Here is a 24,545-nt window from a genome sequence, read left to right as displayed (position 1 = left end):
GCCCTGGCCGGCGTCGGAGCCGGACGATGAATGGGGGCTGTGGGAGGGTTCCTCGGTCATTTCTGGGGAATTCTTGTTGTGGATAGGAGGAACGGGGCTGGGCGTGGGATTGTACCTTGTCAAGGAGTTATCCACAATTTCCGGCCTGCCCGCAGCCGGGTGATTCCCGGGGTTGAATTCCGGCGGTGGCTGTGCTGGCTGGAGGTGCTGTTGCGGCCTGTTCAGGCTGGCTGCCGTGACGCGGCTCGGCGTCCAAGGGCCGGCCATAGCCACCGCCAGACCCCCGCCAGATCGCTCCAACAAGGCCCGCCCAGCTGAAAGGCATTGCCAGCCGCCTCCAAGCCTGCGATAATTTTGGGTTTCCCTGAATGTGTTCAGGGTGATTTGACCCGGCGCGCCGTTATTTCTGCCCCGTGAGTCTGCTGCCAAGGTGCTGTCTGGAGTCTTCCAGACCAGTGCGTAGAGCGCAGGTTCGACGGGGTTCAAGAGCAGCAGTCCGGAACTGAACCTCAAGGAATAGCACCATGAAACGTACTTATCAGCCCTCCAAGACGCGCCGCGCGCGCACCCACGGTTTCCTCGTCCGCATGAAGACCCGCGGCGGCCGTGCCGTCATCAACGCACGCCGCGCCAAGGGCCGCAAGCGTCTGGCCGTCTAAGGCAGACCCGGTCTACGGCCTGCACGCCGCCTGCTCCCGGTTTGTACCGTCAGGTTCCAAACGGGGCGCTTGCATGCAACGGCTGAAAACCCGTCCGCAGTTCCAAGCCGCCATGGCGGGGGGCACCGTCTCCCGCACTGCGCATTTTGCGTTGCACCGCCTGGTGCTGGGGGCTGAAAGCAGCGTAGCCGCTGCCGACTCCGCCAGCGCGGCACCCACAGGGCCCGGCTCCTTGCCTTCAACGCAAGGGCCGCAGGCCCTGTTTGCCGTGCAGGGCGTCTGGCTGGGTGCCATGGTGCCCAAGCGCTGGGCGCGCCGCGCCGTGACGCGCAACACCATCAAGCGGCAGATCTACACCGTGGGCGACACCTTCGAGGCGCGGCTGGAACAGGTCGCGCCGCAGTCTGCCCATGTGGTGCGCCTGCGCTCGGGGTTTGACCGCAAGCAGTTCGTGAGCGCCACGTCCGACCAGCTCAAGGCCGCAGTGCGCGCCGAGCTGCTGCAGCTGTTTGGCTATGCCACGCGGCGTGCGGGCGGTAGTGCGCCGGCGGCCAGCGCTGCCGTCACGGCTGCGGACGCGACGACTGTGACTGCTGCCGCCATGGCCCCGCCCCAGCCCCCGGCCGAGGTGCCTGCGCCATGCTGATGCAGCGCCTGCTCATCGGCGTGGTCAAGGGCTACCGGTTGTTCCTCAGCCCCTGGCTGGGTTCGGCCTGCCGGTTCGAGCCGACCTGCTCGGTGTATTCGCTCAAGGCGCTGGAGCTGCATGGCGCCGCCCAGGGCAGCTACCTCACGGTGCGCAGGCTGGTACGCTGCCACCCCTGGTGTGACGGAGGCCTCGATCCGGTGCCTCCGGGTCCGCACGATCTGCCGCGCAGTTTGCGGCTGTTTTCGCGGCTCTCCGATTCCAACACCCAACCATCCTCACCAAAGAAGTCTTCATGAACGACATTCGCCGCACCATCCTGTGGGTGATTTTTGGCTTTTCCATGGTTCTGCTGTGGGACAAGTGGCAACTGCACAACGGCAACAAGGCCACGTTTTTCCCCAGCGCCACCGAAGCCGCGGCACCTGCTCCCGTGGGCACGGCCTCCGGTGCGGCGGGCTCGGCCAGCGTGCCGTCTTCGTCCAGCACCCCGGTCGCTGCCTCTGCGGGCGCGTCTGCAGTGCCTGGCCAGCAGGCGCCCGCTGCGCTGCCCGCAGCCCCGGCCGCGCGTGAACGCGTGCAGGTGACCACTGATGTGTACCGCCTGACGTTTGACAGCGAAGGCGGCTCGCTCACGCATGCCGAGTTGCTCAAGCACGCCGACATGGCGGACAAGGCCCGCAACTTCCTGCTGCTCGACGAGAGCGCACAGCGCGTCTACGTGGCGCAGACGGGCCTGATCGGCGGCAACTTCCCCACGCACAAGACCCCGATGGCGGTGGTGCCCGGCCCGCGCGAGCTCAAGGACGGCCAAGATGAGCTCAGCATCCGCTTCGAATCACCCGACCTGGGCGGCCTGAAGCTGGCCAAGACCTGGACGATCAAGCGCGGCATCTACGACATCGCCGTCAAGCACGAAGTGGTCAACACCGGCACCGCGGCCGTGTCGCCTCAGCTGTACCTGCAACTGGTGCGCGACGGCAACAAGCCGCCGGGCGAGTCGTCGTTCTACTCCACCTTCACCGGCCCTGCGGTCTACACCGAAGCCAAGAAGTACCAGAAGATCGAGTTCAAGGACATCGAAAACGGCAAGGTCGACATCCCCAAGGATTCGCCCAACGGCTACGTGGCCATGGTGCAGCATTACTTCGCCACGGCCTGGCTGCTGGCCGACGGCACGCAGCGCGAGCTGTTCACCCGCAAGGTCGACACCAACCTGTACTCCGTGGGCATGCTCACGTCGCTGGGCCCCATCGAGCCCGGCGCTACCAAGACCGTGGATGCGCGCCTGTTCGCCGGCCCGCAGGTCGAAACGATGATGGAAAAGCTGTACCCCGGTCTGGAGCTGGTCAAGGACTACGGCTGGCTCACCATCTTGTCCAAGCCGCTGTACTGGCTGCTGGACCAGCTGCACAAGCTGTTGAACAACTGGGGCTGGTCCATCGTGGCACTGGTGCTGCTGCTCAAGATCGCGTTCTACTGGCTCAACGCCAAGGCCTACGCCAGCATGGCCAAGATGAAGGCCATCAACCCCAAGATCATGGAGATGCGCGAGCGCCTGAAGGACAAGCCGCAGCAGATGCAGCAAGAGATGATGCGCATCTACCGCGAGGAAAAGGTCAACCCGATGGGCGGCTGCTTCCCCATCATGATCCAGATCCCCGTGTTCATCGCCCTGTACTGGGTGCTGCTGTCCAGCGTGGAAATGCGCAACGCGCCCTGGATCGGCTGGATCCACGACCTGTCGGCCCCGGACCCGTTCTTCATCCTGCCGCTGCTGATGACGCTGTCGTCGCTGCTGCAAACGGCCCTGAACCCCGCGCCACCAGACCCGATGCAGGCCAAGATGATGTGGTTCATGCCGCTGATCTTCAGCGTGATGTTCTTCTTCTTCCCGGCCGGCCTGGTGCTGTACTGGCTGACCAACAACATCTTGTCGATTGCGCAGCAGTGGCTCATCAACACCCGCATGGGCGTGCCACCCCAGTTCAACCTGCCGAGCTTCAAGTGACCTTGAGTCGCTGAGACAGCACGAACCCCAAAGGCCGCGCAAGCGGCCTTTTTCATTCCACCTGCACCCCACCCTTGTAAAGTCGCCCCCATGCTTGCCCGCCACCAAGACCCCATCGTTGCCATCGCCACCGCTCCGGGCCGGGGTGCCGTCGGCATCGTGCGGGTGTCGGGCCGCGCCATCGGTGGGCTGGTGCAGGCGCTGTGCGGCCGGGTGCTGAAGCCCCGTGAGGCCACCTACCTGCCGTTTCGGGATGCGCAAGGGCAGGCCATCGACCAGGGGCTGGCGCTGTACTTCCCCGGCCCGCACAGCTACACCGGTGAAGACGTACTGGAGTTGCAGGCCCATGGCGGCCCCGTGGTGCTGCAGCTGCTGCTGGCCCGCTGCCTGCAGGCGGGCAGCGCAACCGACGCCGCCACCGGTCAGCCCTGCCTGCCCGGCCTGCGCGTGGCGCAGCCCGGCGAGTTCACCGAACGCGCCTTCTTGAACGACAAGATCGACCTGGCCCAGGCCGAGGCCATCGCCGACCTGATCGACGCGAGCACCGAGGCGGCGGCCCGCAGCGCCAGCCGGTCACTGACGGGCGCGTTCTCGGCCGAGATCCATGGCCTGCGCGACGCGCTCATCCACCTGCGCATGCTGGTGGAGGCCACGCTCGACTTTCCGGAAGAAGAAATCGACTTCCTGCGCAAGGCAGACGCGCACGGGCAGCTATCGAATTTGCAGCAAACACTGGCGTCCGTCATGCAGCGTGCGCGCCAGGGCGCGCTGCTGCGCGAGGGCATCAAGGTGGTCATCGCGGGCCAGCCCAATGCGGGCAAGAGCTCGCTGCTCAACGCGCTGGCGGGGGCCGAGCTGGCCATCGTCACGCCCATTGCCGGCACCACGCGCGACAAGGTGCAGCAGACCATCCAGATCGAGGGCGTGCCCCTGCACATCATCGACACCGCCGGCCTGCGCGACAGCGACGACGAGGTGGAGCGCATCGGCATTGCCCGCGCGTGGGACGAGATCGCCGGGGCCGATGCCGTGCTGTTCCTGCACGACCTGGAGCGTGCGGGTGCTATCGAATACATAGCTGCTGACGCTGACATAGCAAGCGCTATCGCCCAAAAATTGCCCGCTTCCATCCCCGTTATCGACGTCTGGAACAAGCTGGACCGCGCACCGACTGCACCGACTGCACCGGCCGCTGCGCTGCCTGCACACACCACGGCGGCTGCGTCCACTGCCACTGCGTTGCCCGCCCCTGCCGATGCCGGCGCGCGGCCCAGCGTGCGCCTGTCCGCCCGCACCGGAGAGGGCCTGGACGCCCTGCGGCGCATTCTGCTGGACGTGGCCGGGTGGCAGTCGGCGCCCGAGGGCATCTACATAGCCCGCGCCCGGCATGTGGAGGCGCTGCAGGCCGTCGGCGCCCACCTGCAAGAGGCCGCAGACCAGCTCGGCGCCCGGGGCCCGGCGCTCGACCTGCTGGCCGAAGAGCTGCGGCTGGCCCAAAACGCGCTGAGCGCGATCACCGGGGAGTTCACCTCCGACGATTTGCTGGGCGTGATCTTCTCCAGCTTCTGCATCGGCAAATGACCGGTTGATGGCGGTTTTTTGAGGCCGGCCTTTCCATCGCCCGCGCAGTGCCAAAAAGCATGCTGTCCCCACGGCGCCGCCCCGATTGCGCCCCGTAGAACAGCCCCAGGCCGCCGCCTGTCGCTAATGTTGTAAACGGACGTAAACAGCGCTTGTGTCCAACCTGTAACAGGGGTAGCTTCGCGCCCCATGAATGTTTCCTCCCCACTGGCCCCCAAGGTTGATCTGCAGGGCCTGATCGATGCCATCGCGCAGGCCAGCGCCGATGACAGCATGACCAACCCCTTGACCCCCGCGCAGTGGGAAATCCTGTCGTCGTACCTGCTGCCCGTGGTCATGCCCGCCGGTCAGGTGCTTTTCTCGCAAGGCGCGACGGACCGCACGCTGTACCTCGTGGAAAGCGGCAGCCTCAGCGTGCACTACCAGGACGAGAAAGAACGGCTGCGCCTGGCCATCGTCGGCGCGGGCTCCGTGGTGGGTGAAGGCGCTTTCTTCTCGCACCGCTCGCGCAGCGCCACCGTGCAGGCCAGCGCGCCGTGCAAACTGTGGAGCCTGCCGGCCCTGCGGTTCACGGAATTGACCAATCGCCAGCCTGCCATTGCGCTCGGCCTGGTGATGGCAGCAGGGTCCGTGCTGGCCAAGCGGCTGGGCAATCGCCGCCGCCGCGTTGCGGCCACCTGACAGGCGGGTGGTCCAGACGGGCCTGCGGGCTGTCGAGGGGCGGTATCGGGTGTACACCGCGTTACACTCAATTTTGGATTTCCCCGGGCGCCATCTGTAGAAAGCTAGTCATGTCCCTGTTCAGCTGGTTCAGCCGCAAACCTGCCCCCCCCAAGCCACGCCCGGCCGCCGAGCCTTCGGGCTTGCTGAATGCCGATGCCACCGTGCCGCTGTCCCCGGGCCGCCTGGGCAAACCGCTGCTCGAACCCGTGCCGCCCGAGCATGCTGCCAACCGCAAGAACGAGCGCATGGAGCGCCGCGAGCTGCTGTACACCGTGGTGCGCGATGCGATGGTGCGGGCCGGCGTGCTGTCGGCCAGCTACAAGTTCAAGGTGCTGTCGCTGGACCAGCGCGGCCGCCAGTTCCTGGTGATGATGGACCTGGCCCGCGAATATGGCGGCGAGACGGTGCGCCTGTCCGAGATCGAGGCGCTGATCGCCCAGACGGCCAAGACCCGCTACGACATCCTGGTCACCGCCGTGTACTGGCGCATCAACGACCATGTGGCGGTAGGCATTCCGCAAAAGGGCGTGGCGCCGCTGGGTGCCTCGCTGCAGGGCACCCCAGCGCCTGCCGTGCGCCGGCCCGCGCCTGTGGTCGCCTCGCCCACACCGCCAGCCAATTCTGCGCCGACCCTGGCGCCCGCACGCGTGGCCGCCGCAGCGCCAGCGGCGACTGCCGCAGCGCCTTTGGCCCGCCCCGCGGCGCCAGTGCTGGCGGCATCTGCACCGGTAGCTGCTGCTGCACCTGTTGCCGCCCCGGCGTTCCCTCCGATCCGGCCCGCGGCACCCACCCTGGCATCCCAGGCCACCGCGCCCGCGCCGCTGCTGCCGGCCACACCCGCCCCCGTCGCTGCACCGGCGCCTGCAGCGCGCCCCGCACCGCGGTACGAGCCCATCGAGGCGGACGAAGTCGCGGCCTTCAAGCGCGCACTGGCCAATGCGGCAGGCGCCAGCGCTGCCGCAGCGCCTGCAGCTGCTGCCGCCAAGCCCGGTGTGCCGGTGCGCTCGGGCCCGCTGTTGCCAGCGTCCCACCCCACGGGTTTCGAAGACACGGAGATGCCCGGTTCGGACGGCCCATCGCCCGACCTGAGCAGCACGCAGTACGGCGAACTGAACTAGGTTTTGAACTGAGCCGAGTTGAATCGAGCGAATCGGCGGTGTTTCGCGCTAGCGCCCGGACCCTGCCGGTGATGGATGCAAGCCCTCCCTGCGGAGGGCTTTCTTTTTCACGCTGTGCGGTTGCCATGCTCCGCACGCCTCATATCCCCGCACACCCGCCCGCTGCCACCATGCCGGCGCCGCGGCATCAATGCCGCAGTCTCAGTGCCCTGCGAAGTCCACCAGCGTGAACAGCGGCAAGCCCGCGTCGCGCAGGCGCTGCGAGCCGCCCAGCTCGGGCAGGTCCACGATGGCAGCGCCTTCGGTCACGGTGGCGCCCAGCTTTTCCAGCAGCTTCTTGCCGGCCATCATGGTGCCCCCGGTGGCAATCAGGTCGTCGATCAGCAGCACACGGTCGCCCGCCTTCACCGCGTCGGTGTGCAGCTCGACCGTGGCGCTGCCGTACTCCAGCTCGTAGGTCTCCTCGACCGTGGTGTAGGGCAGCTTGCCCTTCTTGCGGATGGGCACGAAGCCCACGTTCAGTTCATAGGCCACCACTGCGCCCAGGATGAAGCCGCGCGCGTCCAGCCCGGCCACCACGTCGGGGCGCAGCGCCTTGTCCATGTAGCGGTGCACGAACGCGTCGATCAGCACGCGGAACACCTTCGGGTCCTGCAGCAGCGGCGTGATGTCGCGAAACTGCACACCCGGCGCCGGCCAGTCGGGCACGGTGCGGATGTGCTGGCGAAGAAAGTCGTTGACGCTGAGTGGCTGCATGAGCGGGGGTATCGAACAGGGTGAGACGGGACGTGACGGTACGGGACGGCAGGCGACAGCGGCACCCGGGCGATGCCGCCGGACCGTGCGCCGGTGCCGCCGTGGGCCGGCAGAAAAAGCCAGCGTGGGACGTGCGCGCCAGGCGGCACAGAAAGGCTGGAGTGTAAACACGGGACAACGCTCGGCGTTGAACGTCGCACGCGGGGCTGTCAACCGCCATAATGTTTCTTTGCTGTTACAACCTTGGCCAGCATCTTATGCTGCACCCCTCCAGACCAAAGATCGGCACATGCCCATCACCGTCCTGCTGATTGAAAACGACCACGCCCATGCGCAGGCGGTGGCGGACGCATTGGCGGACCCGTGGTCGGGGTGGCGTGTGGACGTGGTGCAGTCGCAGGCCGAAGCCATCGACTACCTGCGGCGCAAGCGGCCCGACATCGTGCTGGCCGCGCAGCGCACGGTGGGCGGGTCGGCCTACGACCTGCTGCAGTCGCTGGACGGCGTTCCCGCCATGATCCTGGTGCGCATGGGCGCCGAGACCCATGCCGCGCAGGCGATGCGGTACGGGTTTGAAGACTTCGCGGTGCAGGATGCCGCGCTCGAATACCTGCTGGCCCTGCCCGCGCAGATTGACACCGTGCTCGAGCGCTGCTCCAGCGCGCGGGCGCGCCAGGTGGCCGAGGCCATGCTGGCCCGCCAGCACCGCCTGCTGCAGGCCATCTCGCGCGCGCAGGCCATGTTCATTGCCAGCTCGGGCCCGCGGGCCGCGTTCGACGCGCTGCTGCAGGAGCTGATGTCGCTCACGCAAAGCGCCTTCGGCCTGGTGGGCCAGGTGGTGCGTGCGGACGACGGCCACCCCTTCCTGCGCGTGCATGCGATGACGGACATCAGCTGGGACGAGACCTCCCGCGCCCGCTACGCCCAGCACGCCGACGAAGGCATGGTGTTCGACAACCCGCACTCACTGCTGGGCGCGGCGCTGGTGTCGGGCGAGCCCGTGCTCACCAACGATGCGCTCCAGGACCCGCGCAGCGCCGGCACGCCGCCGGGCCATCCGCCGCTGAGCACGTACCTGGGCCTGCCCATCCATGCCGCGGGCGAGCTGGTGGCGCTGGTGGGCCTGGCCAACCGTAGCGAGGGCTACACCGCGGCCGACGTGGAGTTCTTGCAGCCGCTGCTCAACACCATCGGCCAGCTGGAGATGGCCCGCCGCGCCGAGCTGGCCCGCCGCAAGGTGGAGGCCGAGCTCGAGCGCACCAGCATGCTGCTGGCGGACAAGACGCGGGCGCTCGAGGCCACGCTGGCCAGCGTGTCGCAGGGCATCACCAACGTGGACGCCGAGGGGCGCATCCGGGTCTACAACCGCCGTTACCTGGAGCTGCTGGACCTGCCCGAAGCGCTGCTCCAGAGCCAGCCGCAGTTCGAAGAAGTGGTGCGCTTTCAGACCGCACGCGGCGACTTCGGGCCGGGCTTTCAGTACATCGAACCCATGGCGCGCGGCTATGTGGCGTCGCAGACCGAGACGCCCGACGGCCACGTCAACATGCCCGCCACCTATGTGCGGCGCACGCACACCGGCCGCTACATCGAGGTGCGCACGCGCAGCCTGGAGCAAGGCGGGCGGGTGCGCACCTTCACCGACGTGACCGACTACCTGAGCACGCTGGAGGCCCTGCGCCTGAGCGAGGCGCGCTGGCGCAGCCTCACGCACCTGTCGTCGGACTGGTACTGGGAGCAGGACGCGCAGTTTCGCTTCGTGCGGCTCGACGGCAACACCTACCGCGAAGCGGGCGTGCCGGACGAGATGCACTACGGCCGCACCCGCTGGGAGCTGCCCGACACCTTCGTGACCGACGGCCAGTGGCGCGAACACCGTGAGGCGCTCGAAGCGCACCGGGTGTTCCACGACTTCGAGATGCACCGCCTGACCGAGGACGGCAATCCGGTGTGGGTGTCGATCAGCGGCGAGCCCATCTTCGACGGCGAAGGCCGCTTCACCGGCTACCGCGGGGTGGCGCGCGACATCACCGAACGCAAGCTGGCCGAGGCGGAGATCCAGCGCCTGGCCTTCTACGACGAACTCACTGCCCTGCCCAACCGGCGCCTGCTGATGGACCGGCTGGAGCGCGCCGTCACCGCCTGCGCGCGCGAGGGCTGCCACGGCGCGCTGCTGTTCCTGGACCTCGACAACTTCAAGGGCGTGAACGACACCATGGGCCACGAGTGGGGCGACCGGCTGCTGGTGCAGGTGGGCCACCGCGTCAGTGCCTGCGTGCGTGCCACCGACACCGTGGCCCGGCTGGGCGGCGACGAATTCGTGGTGGTGATCCAGGGCCTGCACGCGCACGCGGACGAAGCCGCCGCCGAAGCCGAGGCCGTGGCGCAGAAGGTGCTGGCCTCGCTCAACCAGCCCTACCTGGTGCAGGGCAGCGAGGTGCACAGCACGCCCAGCATCGGCATCGCGCTGTTCCGCGACGTGGAGCTGCCGGTGCAGGAACTGCTCAAGCGCGCCGACCTGGCCATGTACCAGGCCAAGGCCCAGGGCCGCAACACGATGTGCTTCTTCGACCCCGCCATGCAGGCCGCGGCGTCGGCGCGGTCGGCGCTGGAGGGCGACATCCGACAGGGCATCCTGCGCAGCGAGTTCGTGCTGCACTACCAGCCCGTGGTGAACGAGTCCGGCCAGGTGCTGGGCGCCGAGGCCCTGGTGCGCTGGAACCACCCGCAGCGCGGCATGGTGCCTCCGGGCGAGTTCATCTCGCTGGCCGAGCAGACCGGCTTGATCCTGCCCCTGGGCCGCCAGGTGCTGGGCATGGCCTGTGCGCAGCTGGCGCGGTGGGCCGGCACACCGCACACCGCGCACTGGAGCGTGGCCGTCAACGTGAGCGCGCACGAGTTCCGCCAGGCCGACTTCGTTCAGGAGGTGCTGGCGGTGCTGAACAGCTCGGGCGCCGACCCGCGCAAGCTGAAGCTCGAACTCACCGAAAGCCTGCTGCTGCAGGACGTGGAGGACAGCATCCGCAAGATGCAGGCCCTGCGCACGCTGGGCGTGGGGTTCTCGCTGGACGACTTCGGCACCGGCTACTCGTCGCTGTCCTACCTCAAGCGCCTGCCGCTCGACCAGCTCAAGATCGACCAGAGCTTCGTGCGCGACGTGCTCACCGACCCCAACGACGCCACCATCGCCTGCACCATCATCACCCTGGCCCACAGTCTGTGCCTGGACGTGGTCGCCGAAGGCGTGGAGACACAGGGGCAGCACGCCTTCCTGCTGCGCAACGGGTGCAAGCACTTCCAGGGCTACCTGTTCGGCCGGCCCGGACCGGCGGAGCTGCTGTAGATTGCTATAAAAAAGATAGCTGCTTACGCTTGATAGGCAAGCGGTAGCGGCCTTTTTATCAGACCCTAACCGCGCAGCAGCTTGTCCTCTGCCAGCGACAGTGCCGCCGGGTGCCCCGACAGCACCAGCGTGTCGCCCGCTGCCAGCAGCGCGTCGTCCACGGCCGAGCTCATGTGGCCGCTGCTGCGCCGCAGGTTCACCACCCGCACGCCCATGGCCGACAGCGCCAGCTGACCCAGGCTCTGGCCCAGCGCGGTGGAGCCGGGCGGCAGGTTGATGGTGGACAGGCGCTCCTGGTCGCGCTCGTTGGCGGTGTCGTCGTCGGCGCCGTGGAAGTAGCCGCGCAGCAGGTTGTAGCGCGCATCGCGCTGGTCCTGCACCAGGCGCAGCACGCGGCGCATGGGCACGCCCACCAGCGCCAGCGCGTGGCTGGCCAGCATCAGCGAGCCTTCGATGGCCTCGGGCACCACCTCGGTGGCGCCGGCGGCCTGCAGCTTGTCCAGGTTGGCGTCGTCCTGCGTGCGCACCACCACCGGCACGTGGGGTGCGTGGGACCGCGTGTTGGCCAGCACCTTGAGGGCCGCAGGCACGTCGATGTAGGTCACGGCCACGGCACTGGCCCGCACCAGGCCGGCGGCCATCAGCGCCTGCAGCCGGGTGGCGTCGCCGTACACCACCGAGTCGCCGGCAGCGGCGGCCTGGCGCACGCGGTCCGGGTCCAGGTCGAGCGCCATGTACGGGATGCCTTCGTGCTCCAGCATGCGCGCCAGGTTCTGGCCGCAGCGGCCGTAGCCGCAGATGATCACGTGCTTGCTGGTATTGATGGACTTGCGCGCAATGGACGTCATCTGCAGCGACTGCTGCAGCCAGTCGCTGGCCACCAGCTTCATCACGATGCGGTTGCTGTACATGATGAGGAACGGCGTGGCCAGCATCGACAGCACCATGGCCGCGAGGATGGGGTTCATCAGCGCCGGCTGCACCAGGCCGTTGGCCTGCGTGAGCGACAGCAGCACGAAGCCGAACTCGCCCGCCTGCGCCAGGTACAGCCCCGTGCGCAGCGAGATGCCGGTGGTGGCCCCCATGCCGCGCGCCAACACCAGGATGACCACGAGCTTGAGCACCAGCGGCACGGCCAGCAGCCCCAGCACCATGGCCCAGCGGTCCACCAGGATGTGCCAGTCCAGCATCATGCCGATGGTGATGAAAAAGAGGCCCAGCAGCACGTCGTGAAAGGGCCGGATGTCCGTGCCCACCTGGTGGCGGTACTCCGTTTCGGACACCAGCACCCCCGCGATGAAGGCCCCGAGCGCCAGGCTCAGCCCCGCCACCTCGGTCAGCCAGGCCAGCCCCAGCGTGATCAGCAGCAGGTTGAGCATGAACAGCTCTTCGCTCTTGCGCCGCGCCACCAGCGTGAGCCACCAGCGCATCACCCGCTGCCCGCCGGTGAGCAGCAGGCCCACCAGCGCCGTGGCCTTGATCAGCGCCCAGCCCAGGGCCGTGAGCAGCTGGTCGGGCGATGAGCTCAGCGCCGGGATCAGCACCAGCAGCGGCACCACGGCCAGGTCCTGGAACAGCAGGATGCCCATCACGCGGCGGCCGTGTTCGCTCTCGAGCTCCGCGCGCTCGGCCATCAGCTTGACCACGATGGCCGTGCTGCTCATGGCGATCACGCCCGACAGCGCCAGCGCCGTCTGCCAACCCATGTCCCACACGCCGCCCACAAAGCGCGACAGCAGCAAGGCCGCGCCGGCCACGATGGCCATGGTCAGCACCACCTGCATCAGCCCCAGACCAAACACCTGCCGGCGCATGGCCCGCAGCTTGGGCAGGCTGAACTCCAGGCCGATGGCGAACATCAGGAACACCACGCCGAATTCGCCCAGGTGGCGCACGCCCTCGGAGTTCTGCGCCAGCGCCAGTGCGTGCGGGCCGATCAGCACACCCGCGGCCAGATACCCCAGCATGGGCGGCAGCTTGAGGCTGCGGCACGTCACCACCCCCAGCACGGCGGCCAGCAAATACAGCAAGGTGAGGGCGAGCGAAGACATGGTTTCGATGCTATCCGAGGCGTGGGGCGTGGTTACAGTTTTTTAGGCTCCGCAAGCATGCGCCATGCCACCGAAGGACAAAATGCCGCCGCCGCAGCCGGGCCTGCCCCGCTCGATAGAATCGCCGGATGACTCCCGCACCCGCCGCGCTGCCCCCCTTCGATGCCGAACAGGCCCTGCGCCTGGCCCGCGAGACCTTCGACATCGAGGCCGCCGCCCTGAACGGCCTGTCCGCGCGCGTCGATGGCGTGTTTGCACAGGCCGTGCTGATGGCGCTGCAGACGCGGGGCCGTGTGGTGGTCATGGGCATGGGCAAAAGCGGCCACGTGGGCCGCAAGATCGCCGCCACGCTGGCGTCCACCGGCACCCCCTCATTCTTCGTGCACCCGGCCGAGGCCAGCCATGGCGACCTGGGCATGGTCACCGGCGACGACCTGGTGCTGGCCATCTCCAACAGCGGCGAGAGCGGCGAGCTCACCGCCATCCTGCCCGTACTGCGCCGCCTGGGCGCCCCGCTGATCGCGATGACCGGCGGGCTGCAATCCACCCTGGCGCGCCACGCCGAGCTGGTGCTGGACACCAGCGTCGAGCGCGAAGCCTGCCCCCTGAACCTGGCGCCCACCGCCAGCACCACCGCCCAGCTGGCCATGGGCGACGCGCTGGCCGTGGCCCTGCTGGACGCCCGGGGCTTTCGCCCCGAAGACTTCGCCCGCTCGCACCCCGGTGGCGCGCTGGGCCGCAAGCTGCTGACCCACGTGAGCGACGTGATGCGCACTGGCGCCGAGATCCCGCGCGTTGCGCCCGAAGCATCGTTCAGCGACCTCATGCGCGAGATGAGCGCCAAGGGCCTGGGTGCCTCGGCCATCGTCGACCCGGCGGGCCAGGTGCTGGGCATCTTCACCGACGGCGACCTGCGCCGTCGCATCGAAGCCGGTGCCGACCTGCGCACCGCCACGGCTGCCCAGGTGATGCACGCCGGCCCGCGCCGCATCGCACCCGACGCGCTGGCCGTGGACGCCGCCGAACTGATGGAGGCCCATGCCATCACCAGCGTGCTGGTGGTGGATGCCGCCGGCCTGCTGGTGGGCGTGGTGCACATCGGCGACCTGATGCGAGCAAAAGTTATATGACCCCCTGTGTCGCTTCGCGCCTTCCCCCAAGGGGGACCCACCCCGTGGCCCGGCTAAGCCGGTTCCACGGGTGCGCTGGCATCGGCCGTGCCTGTTCAAACGCTGTGTGATGACATCTGACGTGACCTTTCCTGTGCTGCAATTTCCGCCCGAGCTGCTGCTGCGCGCACAGGATGTGCGCGTGGCGTTCTTCGATGTCGATGGCGTGCTGACCGATGGCAGCCTGTACTTCAGCGAGGCGGGCGAGACGATCAAGCGGTTCAACACGCTGGATGGGCATGGGCTCAAGCTGCTGCAAAAGGCGGGCATCACGCCCGCCGTGATCACGGGCCGCGACTCGGCGCCGCTGCGCGTGCGGCTGAAGGCCCTGGGTGTGGAGCACGCGGTGTTCGGCACCGAGGACAAGCGCCCCGCGGCCGAAGACATCCTGGCGCGGCTGGGGCTCACCTGGGCCCAGGCGTCGGCCATGGGCGACGACTGGCCGGACCTGCCGGTGATGCGGCGCAGCGCGTTCGCGTGTGCACCCGCCAACGCCCAGGCCGAGGTGCGCCATGCCGCGCACTTCGTCACCCAGGCGCGCGGCGGCGACGGCGCGGCGCGCGAGCTGTGCGACCTGCTGCTGGTGGCCTCGGGCCGCTATGCAGCGCTGCTGGCGGAATACACCGCATGAAGAAGGGTGCACCGATGAGCCAATGGCTGCAGACCGCCCGCCCGGCGCGCGCGGAGGGTTGCCTGTGAACCGCGTGGTGCGCCAGGGCTGGGACCAGTTCTCGCTGTATTTGCCCGTGGTGCTGATGGGCCTGCTCGCGCTGGGCACCTGGTGGCTGGTGCGCAACGCGCCCGCGCCGGTGCTGCCCACCATCGAGCGAACGCAGGGCCACCAGCCGGACTACTTCATGAAAGGCTTTTCGGTGAAGAGCTTCGACGCCTCCGGCCGGCTGCAAAGCGAAGTGCAGGGCGAGGTGGGCCGCCACTACCCCGACACCGACACGCTGGAGATCGACAAGGTCCGCATGCGCTCGGTCGCCCTGGACGGCCGCATCACCGTGGCCACGGCCGAGCGGGCGCTGTCCAATGCCGACGGCTCCGAGGTGCAGCTCTTCGGCAACGCCATCGTCACCCGCGAGCCCCTGCCCGCCAAGCCGGGCAAACCGGCCGAGCCCCGCCTGGAGTTCCGCAGCGAGTTCCTGCACGCTTACACCAACACCGAGCGGGTGCGCTCGGACAAGCCCGTCGTCCTCACCCGGGGCAACGACCGCTTCACGGCCGACGGCATGGACTATGACAACCTGGACCAGGTGATGCAGATGCGCGGCCGTGTGCGCGGCGTGCTGCAGCCTGGCCCCGCCAAGTAGGCTTAGGCCGCAGCTTTTTTTCTGCGCTGAGTCCCCCACCCTGCCCCTCGCCGGAGCCTGCATGACCACCCCTCTCGTTTTCATCACCGGCGCCTCCAGCGGCATCGGCCAGGCGCTGGCGCTGCGCTTTCACCAGGCCGGCTACCGCCTGGCCCTGGCCGCACGCCGCACGTCTGAGGTCAAAACCTGGGCTGCCGCGCAAGGGATCAGCGCTGACAGCTATGAAATTTATAGCGCAGACGTCGCAGAGACCGACAGCATCGTCGCTGCGGGGCGCGACTGCCTGCAGCGCCAGGGCGTTCCCGACGTGGTCATCGCCAACGCCGGCATCAGCGTGGGCATGGACACCGCCGTGCGGGACGACCTGGACGTGATGGCCCGCACCTTCGCCACCAACAACCTGGGCCTGGCCGCCACGTTCCATCCGTTCGTGGACGCCATGGTGCAGCGCGGCAGCGGCACCCTGGTGGGCATCGGCAGCGTGGCGGGCATCCGCGGCCTGCCCGGCCACGGCGCCTACTGCGCCAGCAAGGCGGCCGTCATCAGCTACTGCGAAAGCCTGCGCGGCGAGATGCGCCCGCACGGGGTGCGCGTCGTCACCATCTCGCCCGGCTACATCGACACCCCGCTCACGCAGCAAAACCGCTACGGCATGCCGTTCCTGATGCAGCCCGGCGACTTTGCCGACCGCGCGTACCGCACCATTGCTGCAGGGGTGAGCTACCGCGTCATTCCCTGGCAGATGGGCGTGGTCGCCAAGCTGCTGCGCCTGCTGCCCAATGCAGTGTTCGACAAGCTGCTGGCAGGGCGCCCGCGCAAACGCCGAATGGACGAATAGCCTCCCTCGCGGCCCCCTGTCGCGCTTCGCGCCTTCCCCCGCAGGGGGGCGCTCCCGGCGACGGCCTTGCGCAGGAGCACTGCTGTGCCGCGCCAGGTGGTGGGTAGTCGCCTTTCTTCCGCCTTGTGGCCACGGCACCGCGCAGGACGAGCCTGTGGCGCAGTGACATGACGGACGTCCCCGCTCCCTGAAGCGTTCCGGCCATGAAAAAAGCTCCCGAAGGAGCTTTTCTCAAGAATGCAGTATCCGCGAGGTTCAGTAGCCGCTGTTGCCGCCGCCGCCGTAACCGCCGCCGCCACCATTGCGCCCACCGCCGCCGCCGCCATTGCGGGAGCCCGAGCCGTAGGGGCTGCGAAAGCCGCCTTCGCCGCGGCCACCACCACCACCGCCATACCCGCCGCCACCGCCGTCGCGCCCACCGCCGCCGCCACCGTAGCCTCCGCCGCCGCCGTCACGGCCACCGCCGTAACCGCCGCCACCACCACCGCTGCGGCCACCGCCGCCGAAGCCGCCGCCACCACCGCCGCCAAAACCACCTGTGCGGGGTGGGCGGGCTTCCATGGGTCGGGCTTCGTTCACCACGATCGAGCGGCCACCCAGGGGCTGGCCGTTCATGCCGTTCACGGCAGCCTGGGCTTCTGCGTCGCTGCCCATCTCCACAAATCCAAAGCCCTTGGAGCGACCCGTGTCGCGCTCCATCATGACCTTGGCGCTGGTCACAGCACCAAATTGGCCAAAAGCTTGTTCCAGATCGCTGTCGCGCACCGAGTACGGCAGGTTGCCGACATACAGTTTGTTGCCCATCGAGGGACTCCTCAAAAACACATGGATAAAGCGAAGGGAGTCCCGAAAACGCAGCCAGCTGATCTCAATGACATTGTTAGCGCGAAACTGACGGACACCGCAGACTTGGGAGAACGGGGAAAACCCCGCCAGCACACTATGCTCCACACTTTGGATGAAATTGCAAGCGTAATTGCAAGCTGTAGCGAGTTTGCCGCGAAGGCAAGGGCTGGCTACAGCAGATGCTGCTGCATGGAGAGGTCGCTGCGGGGGTGGCCACCAGGCGACAGGAAGGTGCGGCCATGAAAAAAGGAGCCCAAGGGCTCCTTTGTTTTGCCTTCAGCAGACACCGTGAGGGGTCTGCCGACGAGGTCTTTCAGTAGTAGTAGTAGCTTAGTAGCTGCTGCGGCCACCGCCGTAGCCGCCGCCACCACCTTCACGGCCACCGCCGTAACCACCACCGCCGCCGCCACCGCTACGGCCACCGCCGTAACCGCCGCCGCCGCCACCACCGCCGTAGCCGCCGCCACCACCGTTGCCGCCGCCGAAGCCGCCGCTACGTGGAGCGCGTGGCTCCATAGGACGGGCTTCGTTGACCACGAGGTCACGGCCGCCGAAGTTTTGACCATGCACGCCTTGGATAGCGGCTTGGGCTTCGGCATCGCTGCCCATTTCCACAAAGCCGAAACCCTTGGAACGGCCGGTGTCACGTTCCATCATGACCTTGGCGCTGCCAACGGAGCCGAATTGGCCGAAAGTCTGTTCCAGATCTTGGTCGCGGAACGAATAGGGCAGGTTGCCCACGTAAAGTTTGTTGCCCATGAAGGACTCCTCAAAAAACACAAAAACGCGATGGAGTCCGACGCAATCAACAAACCTGTGACGACTTCAGAGACGCGAAACTGACCATACACCGCTAAGCTATTTGCCCCCTGCAAAGCAGAGGAGCGGATTCATTATCAATCACTTTATGGGCCCCGTGGGTGTTTATTTGGTCATCGGTCGACTGAATCCGCAGAAAGTTGAAGGCATTGGGGTGTTTTTTCGCTGAATCTGCGGGGAAACCCGTAAAAGCTGGGGCTGCTTTGCCACAGCGCCACGCGCCGCCGTCCAAAACCCGAAACGGCGGGCCGCCTCACTCTGGTAAAATCCGCCGGTCTTTGGGGAGTAGCCCGCCCGGTGCGCAACGCGCCGGGAGCATGCGTCAACAAACTTGGGTCCTGTGGGCCTATGGCGCATGCGGTTTTTGAGCTGGGCGAGACCATTGACTGCATGCCGATCCAATGGCCGGAGTCGGGGTGCAGTCAATGCGTTGTCTATAACTATCCGGCCGGATAGCCCCCCACATGGAACCGTTCTTCATCTCCACCGCCATCGTCGCGCTCGCCGAAATGGGCGACAAGACGCAGCTCCTGGCGCTCGTTCTCGCCGCCCGCTTTCGCAAACCCTGGCCCATTGTTCTGGGCATCCTGGTCGCCACGCTGGTCAACCACGGCCTGGCCGGTGCCGTCGGCTCCTGGGTGACGACGTTCGTCGGGCCGCAGGTGCTGCGCTGGATCCTCGCGGCATCGTTCATCGCGATGGCCGTGTGGATGCTGATCCCCGACAAGCTCGACGAAGGCGAGGCCGACGGCTCGCCGCGCTGGGGCGTGTTCGGCACCACGCTGATCGCATTCTTTCTGGCCGAGATGGGCGACAAGACGCAGATCGCCACCGTCATGCTGGCCGCGCAGTACAACGCCTACGTGTGGGTGGTGGCCGGCACCACGCTCGGGATGATGATCGCCAACGCACCCGTGGTCTGGCTGGGCGAGCGCATCACCCGCCGGGTGCCGATCCGCGCGGTGCACATCGTGTCGGCCATCATCTTCCTGGTGCTGGGCGCCCTGGCCATCTTTGTGCCCGCCGGCACCTGATGGATGGACGAAGTGGCAGGCGCTTTGGTATATTTGCCGCCAGCGCCGATTTGCCACAGCTTGCGGGCGCTCTATAAATTCTGCTAAAGACCCGTCCGACGTACCTGCCCGGCCTCGTTTTTAGCGACGCCGGGTATTTTTTTGCCGTGGGCTGCCAGCCAGCCCCGGCCAAAGCGGCTCCTGCAGGGAGCAGTCGGCGAATGCAAGCGGTGGAACGTGAGGGCTCACCAGTTCCAACTATGTCGTTCATCGCCACACCCCAGACCATGCACTTTGCGGAGGTGCTGCCGCTGCAAAGCGGCGCGACCATCCGCGCCTTCGACCTGGCCTACGAGACCTACGGCACGCTCAATGCCGACCGCTCCAACGCCGTGCTCGTGTGCCACGCGCTCAACGCCTCGCACCACGTGGCGGGCGTCTACGCGGGCCAGGACAAGAGCGAAGGCTGGTGGGACAACATGATCGGCCCGGGCAAGCCGGTGGACACCGACCGCTTCTTCGTGATCGGCGTGAACAACCTGGGCTCGTGCTTCGGCTCCACCGGCCCCATGCACACGCACCCGGACACGGGCGAGGTCTACGGCGCGGACTTCCCGGTGGTCACGGTGGAAGACTGGGTCAACGCCCAGGCCCGTTTGCTCGACCGCCTGGGCATACGGCAACTGGCCGCCGTGCTGGGCGGCAGCCTGGGCGGCATGCAGGCCCTGAGCTGGACGCTGCAGTACCCCGACCGCATGCGCCACGCCGTCGTGGTGGCCAGCGCGCCCAACCTCACGGCCGAGAACATCGCCTTCAACGAGGTCGCCCGCCGCGCCATCGTGACGGACCCGGACTTCCACGGCGGCCACTTCTACCGCCACGGCGTGATCCCCAAGCGCGGCCTGCGCATCGCGCGGATGATCGGGCACATCACGTATCTGTCTGATGACGTGATGAACGAGAAATTTGGAAGGCAGCTGCGCGAAGGCCTGGAGCTGAAATACAGCACCCAGGACATCGAATTTCAGATCGAGAGCTACCTGCGCTACCAGGGCGACAAGTTCAGCGACTACTTCGACGCCAATACCTACCTGCTGATCACCCGCGCGCTCGACTACTTCGACCCCGCCCGCGCGCACGCCGGCAACCTCACGCGGGCCCTCGCGCGGGCCACGGCGCGGTTCCTGCTGGTGAGCTTCACCACCGACTGGCGCTTCTCGCCCCAGCGCAGCCGAGAGATCGTCAAGGCCCTGCTCGACAACCGCCGCAGCGTGAGCTACGCCGAGATCGACGCACCCCACGGCCACGATGCCTTCCTGCTCGATGACGCCCGCTACATGGGCGTGATGCGCTCTTACTTCGATAGCATTGCCAAGGAGGTGCAGCCATGACCGACAAAGCCGCCATGGAGGCGCTGGCGCGCCTGGTGCCCCAGGGCAGCCGGGTGCTCGATCTGGGCTGCGGCAACGGCGCCATGCTCGACTACCTGCAGCGCGAGCGCGGCTGCAGCGGCTACGGCGTAGAGATCGCCGATGCCAACGTACTGGCCTGCGTGCAGCGCGGGGTGGACGTGATCCAGCTCAACCTGGACGAAGGGCTGGCCATGTTCGGCGACAACAGCTTCGACGTGGTGCTGCAGATCGACACGCTGCAGCACCTGCGCAATGCCGAGGTCATGCTGCGCGAGACCGCCCGCGTGGGCCGCACCGGCGTGGTGGCCTTTCCCAACTTCGCGCACTGGCCCAACCGCATGTCCATCCTGCGCGGGCGCATGCCTGTCACGCGTCGGCTGCCCTACCAGTGGTACGACACGCCCAACATCCGCGTAGGCACGTACAAGGACTTCGAGGTGCTGGCCACCAAGAACAGCCTGCGAATCCTGGAGTCCTTCGGCCTGCAGGACGGGCAGGAAGTGCGCTGGCTGCCCAACGTGCGGGCCAGCACCGCGGTCTTTCATTTTGAACATGCGTAGCAATTCGGCGTCCATCGGCTTGAGCCTGTCGCGCTGAGCACGGTCGAAGCGCCGCGCAAGGCTTCGACAGGCTCAGCCCGAACGGTGGGTGTCAGTGCAAGGAGGCCAACGCCATGGCGGCTCTAGACGGGCGCGAAGCGACATGGCACTGTCAACCGCATCGGCTAAGGTGCGCTCTCCCCGCAAGGACTGAAGGAGACCCGCATGAACCGCATTGCACTGCGCACCGTGGCCGCCGCCGCGCTGCTCGCCACCTGGGCCCTGGGCGCCGTGGCGCAACAGGCCTGGCCGCCCACGCCCACCGTCATCGCCCACCGCGGCGCCTCGGCCCTGAGGCCCGAGCACACGCTGGCCGCTTACCAGAAGGCTATCGACGACGGCGCCGACATCATCGAGCCTGACCTCGTGATCACCAAGGACGGCGTGCTGGTGGCCCGGCACGAGAACGCCATCGCCATCCTGGGTGCCGACGGCGCGGTGAAGGAAGCCACCACCGACGTGGTGGACCGCCCCGAGTTCGCTGCGCGCAAAGCCACCAAGACCATCGACGGCCAGTCCATCACCGGCTGGTTCACCGAGGACTTCACGCTGGCGGAGCTGAAAACCCTGCGCGCCCGCGAACGCATCCCGGCGCAGCGCCCGGCCAATGTGGCCTACAACGGCCAGTTCGAGATCCCAACGCTGCAGGAAGTGATCGACCTGGCCAAGGCCCAGAGCACCAAGACGGGCAGGACCATCGGCATCTACCCCGAAACCAAGCACCCCACCTACTTCCAGTCCATCGGCCAGCCGCTGGAGGCGCCGCTGCTGGCGGTGCTGGAGAAGAACGGCTGGAACCACCAGGACGCACCCGTGTTCGTGCAGTCCTTCGAAGTGGCCAACCTGCAGGCCATCCGCAAGCTCAGCACCGTGCGCCTGGTGCAACTGGTCGCGCCGTCGGGCCGGCCCTACGACTTCGTGGCCCAGGGCGCGGCCAATACGCGCAGCTATGCCGACCTGCTCACGCCGGGCGGCCTGCAACAGGTGGCCGCGTATGCCAACGCCATCGGCCCGTTCAAGACCCTGGTGGTGCCGGTGAAGGACGGCCTGCCCGGCGAGCCCACGGGCCTGGTGGAGCGCGCCCGCGCCGCCGGCCTGGCCGTGCACATCTGGACGCTGCGGCCCGAAAACGCGTTTCTGCCCGCGGGCCTGAAGAAGGCGCCCGCCACAGACGGCACGCAGCGCGGCGACAGCGCGGCCGAGATCGCCGCCTACCTGCGCGCGGGCATCGACGGATTCTTCACCGACGACCCGGCCGTGGGCCGTGCGGCGGTGCAGGCCTTCACGGCGTCGTCGTCGGCGAAGAAGTAGCTGCGGGCGCGAGGCCGGGCCCCGTGCTCCGACCTTGCGGCGCGCGCCGCGCCTGCCGTGCGCCCAACTGGCGCGCCGCCTCCACCCACTGCGCCAGCCGCCCAGTGCTGGCGCTGCGCACCGGGCCGAAGCTGTGCACGCGCACCGGCCGGATGCCGCAGAACTCCAGGACGGCCTTCTTCATCTGGTGGTGCCCCGGCATGCGCGTGACCCAGCGGAAGTACCACGGCGGCGAGTCCATCGTCACCAGCAGCTCGGCCGACCGCCCGGCCAGCAGCTTGTCCCACAGCGACGAACCGGTGCGGTACTTGAACGCATAGCCCGGCAGGAACACCCGGTCGATGAAGCCCTTGAGCAGCGCCGGCATCGCGCCCCACCAGATCGGATAGATCCACACCAGGTGCCCCGCCCAGACGATGTCGGCCTGCGCGGCCGCGAGGTCGGGCTCCAGCGGCTGGGCCGCGCCGTATCCCTGGAACCGCGGGTCGAACGCCAGTTGCCCCACGTTGAGAAGCCTCACCTCGGCGCCCGCATCGCGCGCGCCATCGGCATACGCTTGCGCCATGCCGGCGCACAGGCTGTCGGCCGACGGGTGGCCCAGGATGATGAGAATGCGCTGCTGCTCTGCCACAAAACCTCCATTCGCCTGCACGGCGTGAGAGCCTGCTCGGGCTCTTGGTTGTCGATGCTGGCATGGTCACCTTGCCCCGTGGGGCAGAGTCAAGCAGCGGGATCAAACCCTGGCGACAAAGCCGCGTGGCGGGTTGGTGCGCGCAGACTTGGTGGCGGGCCCCGATGGAGGTGGGGGCGGTGGCGAGGCAGGCTCCACCGCGCAGGCCGCAGCGCTCGCGGGCACGGCCTGGGCATCGCACTGCAGCAGCTCCCGCTCCAGCTGCGCCAGTTCGGCATCAAGCAGGGCCAGGCGCGCACGCTCGGCGGCCACGGCCGCGCGGCGCTCGGCGATGAGCTGGCCCACGTTGTCCCACCCCGTGGCGGAATCGAGCGCAGGCAGGCCGCCCAGCTCCGCCAGCCGAAACCCCAGCGCCTGCGCCCGCCGTATCAACAGCACCCGCGCCACATCGGCCTCGCCATAGTTGCGGTAGCTGCCCGCCCGCGCCACCGCGCCCATCAGGCCGCGTGCTTCGTACAGGCGCACGGCCTTGGGGGTGGTGCCGGTGCGTTGGGCGAGTTCTCCGATGCGCATCGAGGGTCCTTCACGGTGGCTGGTCATGGTGTGGAAATAGCAGTGCTATGAATTTATGAGCTGCTGGCGCTTGTCCATCCAGCGGTAGCGGCCATTTTGGCTTGTGTGTGCCGGTGTGCCGCGCTGCAGCCTGCCTGCTGCACGATAAGCTGCCGGGTCCTGAACGCCACTGCACCCCGCTGCCATGCCCCAGTTTGCCGCCAACCTGACGCTGATGTACACCGAGCTGCCCTTCCTGGACCGCTTTGCCGCCGCGGCGCGCGACGGGTTCAGTGCGGTGGAGTTCCAGTTCCCATATGCCTGGGCCCCGGGCGACATCGCGGCGCGGCTGCAGGACAACGGCTTGCAGTTGGTGCTGTTCAACGCGCCGGCCGGTGGCGCCGACCCCGCCGCCATGGCCGCGGCCTGGGACCAGAGCGCACGCGGCACCGCCGCCCTGCCCGGGCGCGAGGCGGAATTCCGCGCCGGTGTGCAAGAGGCCCTGCGCTACGCTGACGTGCTCGGCTGCCCCCGCATCCACGTGCTCTCGGGCATCGTGCCGCCGGGCGTGGAGCGTGAATCGCTGAAGGCCTTGTGCGCGGGCAACCTGCGCTGGGCGGCGGACGAAGCCGCGCGCTCCGGGCGCGAGATCCTGATCGAGCCCATCAACCTGCGCGACGTGCCGCGCTACTTCCTGAACCGGCAGGACCACGCGCACGAGCTGCTCGACGCCGTGCAGGCCGACAACCTCAAGGTGCAGATGGACCTGTACCACTGCCAGATCGTGGAAGGCGACGTGGCCACCAAGCTGCGCCGCTACCTGCCCACCGGCCGCGTCGCGCACATCCAGATCGCGGGCGTGCCGCACCGCCACGAGCCCGACCAGGGCGAGCTGCACTACCCCTACCTGCTGGACACCATCGACGCCCTGGGCTGGCGCGGCTGGGTGGGCTGCGAATACCGGCCGGCGGCGGGCACCACCGAAGGCCTGGGCTGGCGCGACCGCGCCCTCGCCCGGGCCGCCGCGGCGGCCTGAGCGCGGCGCACCGCCGGGCGCCTTGCGCCGCAGGCCTGCACATTTGCCGTTTCCTGCGCCGCGGTCCTTGGTTTATGCTGGGCCGACCCACCACAAGCACCGCCTCCAGCGCTCC

General features: G+C 68.0%; 23 protein-coding genes and 1 riboswitch. Of the genes, 17 read left to right on the top strand and 6 right to left on the bottom strand.

Annotated features, from left to right (window positions below; translation table 11 throughout):
• Positions 1–524: 524 nt before the first annotated feature.
• From rpmH to ACSQ3N_RS26235, 7 genes are all read left to right on the top strand, one after another.
• Positions 525–659: a 50S ribosomal protein L34 gene (rpmH, locus tag ACSQ3N_RS26265; protein WP_005798102.1), complete on the top strand. Its 135-nt coding sequence runs from the start codon at positions 525–527 to the stop codon at positions 657–659.
• Between the two features lie 73 nt (positions 660–732).
• Positions 733–1,305, top strand: a complete 573-nt coding sequence (locus ACSQ3N_RS26260) for a ribonuclease P protein component (RefSeq protein WP_436147897.1) — start codon at positions 733–735, stop codon at positions 1,303–1,305.
• Entirely contained in the window at positions 1,302–1,604 is a 303-nt protein-coding gene (gene yidD, locus ACSQ3N_RS26255; RefSeq protein WP_436148016.1) for a membrane protein insertion efficiency factor YidD, read from the top strand. The genes ACSQ3N_RS26260 and yidD overlap by 4 nt, the downstream gene beginning before the upstream one ends.
• A complete protein-coding gene (gene yidC, locus ACSQ3N_RS26250) occupies positions 1,601–3,316 on the top strand; it encodes a membrane protein insertase YidC (protein ID WP_436147896.1) in 1,716 nt (571 codons plus the stop codon). Before yidD ends, yidC begins: the two co-directional genes overlap by 4 nt.
• A 90-nt stretch (positions 3,317–3,406) precedes the next feature.
• Complete coding sequence (gene mnmE / locus ACSQ3N_RS26245) at positions 3,407–4,897, top strand: tRNA uridine-5-carboxymethylaminomethyl(34) synthesis GTPase MnmE (RefSeq protein ID WP_436147895.1); 1,491 nt, start codon at positions 3,407–3,409, stop codon at positions 4,895–4,897.
• 189 nt (positions 4,898–5,086) lie between these two features.
• Positions 5,087–5,578 carry a Crp/Fnr family transcriptional regulator gene (locus ACSQ3N_RS26240; protein WP_436147894.1) on the top strand — a complete coding sequence of 164 codons (492 nt, stop codon included), beginning with the start codon at positions 5,087–5,089 and terminating at the stop codon, positions 5,576–5,578.
• Positions 5,579–5,688: 110 nt separating this feature from the next.
• Positions 5,689–6,738, top strand: coding sequence for a hypothetical protein (locus tag ACSQ3N_RS26235; protein ID WP_436147893.1), 1,050 nt, complete (start codon positions 5,689–5,691; stop codon positions 6,736–6,738).
• Positions 6,739–6,939: 201 nt separating this feature from the next.
• Here the strand turns inward: ACSQ3N_RS26235 and ACSQ3N_RS26230 are convergent, their stop codons facing one another.
• The gene (locus ACSQ3N_RS26230; protein WP_056171491.1) at positions 6,940–7,494 is read right to left on the bottom strand and encodes an adenine phosphoribosyltransferase; all 555 of its coding nucleotides are present in this window, start codon (positions 7,492–7,494) and stop codon (positions 6,940–6,942) included.
• Between the two features lie 289 nt (positions 7,495–7,783).
• On the opposite strand from ACSQ3N_RS26230, the gene ACSQ3N_RS26225 reads away from it, so the two are divergent.
• Positions 7,784–10,837: an EAL domain-containing protein gene (locus ACSQ3N_RS26225; protein WP_436147892.1), complete on the top strand. Its 3,054-nt coding sequence runs from the start codon at positions 7,784–7,786 to the stop codon at positions 10,835–10,837.
• A 65-nt stretch (positions 10,838–10,902) separates the two neighbouring features.
• On the opposite strand, the gene ACSQ3N_RS26220 is transcribed toward ACSQ3N_RS26225, so the two are convergent.
• Positions 10,903–12,888, bottom strand: coding sequence for a monovalent cation:proton antiporter-2 (CPA2) family protein (locus ACSQ3N_RS26220; RefSeq protein ID WP_436147891.1), 1,986 nt, complete (start codon positions 12,886–12,888; stop codon positions 10,903–10,905).
• 128 nt (positions 12,889–13,016) lie between these two features.
• Between ACSQ3N_RS26220 and ACSQ3N_RS26215 the strand changes: the two genes are divergently transcribed.
• The 4 genes from ACSQ3N_RS26215 to ACSQ3N_RS26200 all read left to right on the top strand — a co-directional run bounded on the left by ACSQ3N_RS26215 (position 13,017) and on the right by ACSQ3N_RS26200 (position 16,211).
• Positions 13,017–14,018 carry a KpsF/GutQ family sugar-phosphate isomerase gene (locus tag ACSQ3N_RS26215; RefSeq protein ID WP_436147890.1) on the top strand — a complete coding sequence of 334 codons (1,002 nt, stop codon included), beginning with the start codon at positions 13,017–13,019 and terminating at the stop codon, positions 14,016–14,018.
• Between the two features lie 109 nt (positions 14,019–14,127).
• A complete protein-coding gene (locus ACSQ3N_RS26210; protein ID WP_056171482.1) occupies positions 14,128–14,688 on the top strand; it encodes a KdsC family phosphatase in 561 nt (186 codons plus the stop codon).
• Between the two features lie 22 nt (positions 14,689–14,710).
• Positions 14,711–15,373, top strand: a complete 663-nt coding sequence (gene lptC, locus ACSQ3N_RS26205; RefSeq protein WP_056171480.1) for an LPS export ABC transporter periplasmic protein LptC — start codon at positions 14,711–14,713, stop codon at positions 15,371–15,373.
• 61 nt (positions 15,374–15,434) lie between these two features.
• Positions 15,435–16,211, top strand: coding sequence for an SDR family oxidoreductase (locus ACSQ3N_RS26200; protein WP_436147889.1), 777 nt, complete (start codon positions 15,435–15,437; stop codon positions 16,209–16,211).
• A 255-nt stretch (positions 16,212–16,466) separates the two neighbouring features.
• On the opposite strand, the gene ACSQ3N_RS26195 is transcribed toward ACSQ3N_RS26200, so the two are convergent.
• Both ACSQ3N_RS26195 and ACSQ3N_RS26190 read right to left on the bottom strand, forming a co-directional pair.
• A complete protein-coding gene (locus ACSQ3N_RS26195) occupies positions 16,467–17,015 on the bottom strand; it encodes an RNA recognition motif domain-containing protein (RefSeq protein ID WP_436147888.1) in 549 nt (182 codons plus the stop codon).
• 372 nt (positions 17,016–17,387) lie between these two features.
• A complete protein-coding gene (locus ACSQ3N_RS26190; RefSeq protein WP_056171747.1) occupies positions 17,388–17,816 on the bottom strand; it encodes an RNA recognition motif domain-containing protein in 429 nt (142 codons plus the stop codon).
• A gap of 328 nt (positions 17,817–18,144) precedes the next feature.
• Positions 18,145–18,318: riboswitch (yybP-ykoY riboswitch) on the top strand.
• A 22-nt stretch (positions 18,319–18,340) separates the two neighbouring features.
• Between ACSQ3N_RS26190 and ACSQ3N_RS26185 the strand changes: the two genes are divergently transcribed.
• From ACSQ3N_RS26185 to ACSQ3N_RS26170, 4 genes are all read left to right on the top strand, one after another.
• The gene (locus ACSQ3N_RS26185) at positions 18,341–18,910 is read left to right on the top strand and encodes a TMEM165/GDT1 family protein (RefSeq protein WP_436147887.1); all 570 of its coding nucleotides are present in this window, start codon (positions 18,341–18,343) and stop codon (positions 18,908–18,910) included.
• A 239-nt stretch (positions 18,911–19,149) separates the two neighbouring features.
• Positions 19,150–20,280: a homoserine O-succinyltransferase MetX gene (gene metX, locus ACSQ3N_RS26180; RefSeq protein ID WP_056171471.1), complete on the top strand. Its 1,131-nt coding sequence runs from the start codon at positions 19,150–19,152 to the stop codon at positions 20,278–20,280.
• Entirely contained in the window at positions 20,277–20,861 is a 585-nt protein-coding gene (metW, locus tag ACSQ3N_RS26175; RefSeq protein ID WP_056171469.1) for a methionine biosynthesis protein MetW, read from the top strand. The genes metX and metW overlap by 4 nt, the downstream gene beginning before the upstream one ends.
• 204 nt (positions 20,862–21,065) lie before the next feature.
• Complete coding sequence (locus ACSQ3N_RS26170; protein ID WP_436147886.1) at positions 21,066–22,211, top strand: glycerophosphodiester phosphodiesterase; 1,146 nt, start codon at positions 21,066–21,068, stop codon at positions 22,209–22,211.
• On the opposite strand, the gene ACSQ3N_RS26165 is transcribed toward ACSQ3N_RS26170, so the two are convergent.
• Together ACSQ3N_RS26165 and ACSQ3N_RS26160 are read right to left on the bottom strand one after the other, a co-directional pair.
• The gene (locus tag ACSQ3N_RS26165) at positions 22,183–22,842 is read right to left on the bottom strand and encodes an NAD(P)H-dependent oxidoreductase (RefSeq protein WP_436148015.1); all 660 of its coding nucleotides are present in this window, start codon (positions 22,840–22,842) and stop codon (positions 22,183–22,185) included. The genes ACSQ3N_RS26170 and ACSQ3N_RS26165 overlap by 29 nt on opposite strands.
• A 102-nt stretch (positions 22,843–22,944) precedes the next feature.
• Positions 22,945–23,442, bottom strand: coding sequence for a MerR family transcriptional regulator (locus tag ACSQ3N_RS26160; protein WP_436147885.1), 498 nt, complete (start codon positions 23,440–23,442; stop codon positions 22,945–22,947).
• A gap of 157 nt (positions 23,443–23,599) precedes the next feature.
• On the opposite strand from ACSQ3N_RS26160, the gene otnI reads away from it, so the two are divergent.
• Complete coding sequence (gene otnI / locus ACSQ3N_RS26155) at positions 23,600–24,430, top strand: 2-oxo-tetronate isomerase (protein WP_436147884.1); 831 nt, start codon at positions 23,600–23,602, stop codon at positions 24,428–24,430.
• Positions 24,431–24,545 lie beyond the last annotated feature (115 nt).

The organism is Acidovorax sp. LjRoot194 (genome assembly GCF_964253015.1).
Taxonomy (GTDB): Bacteria; Pseudomonadota; Gammaproteobacteria; order Burkholderiales; family Burkholderiaceae_C; genus Acidovorax.
This window is presented reverse-complemented; position numbering and strand designations above follow the sequence as displayed.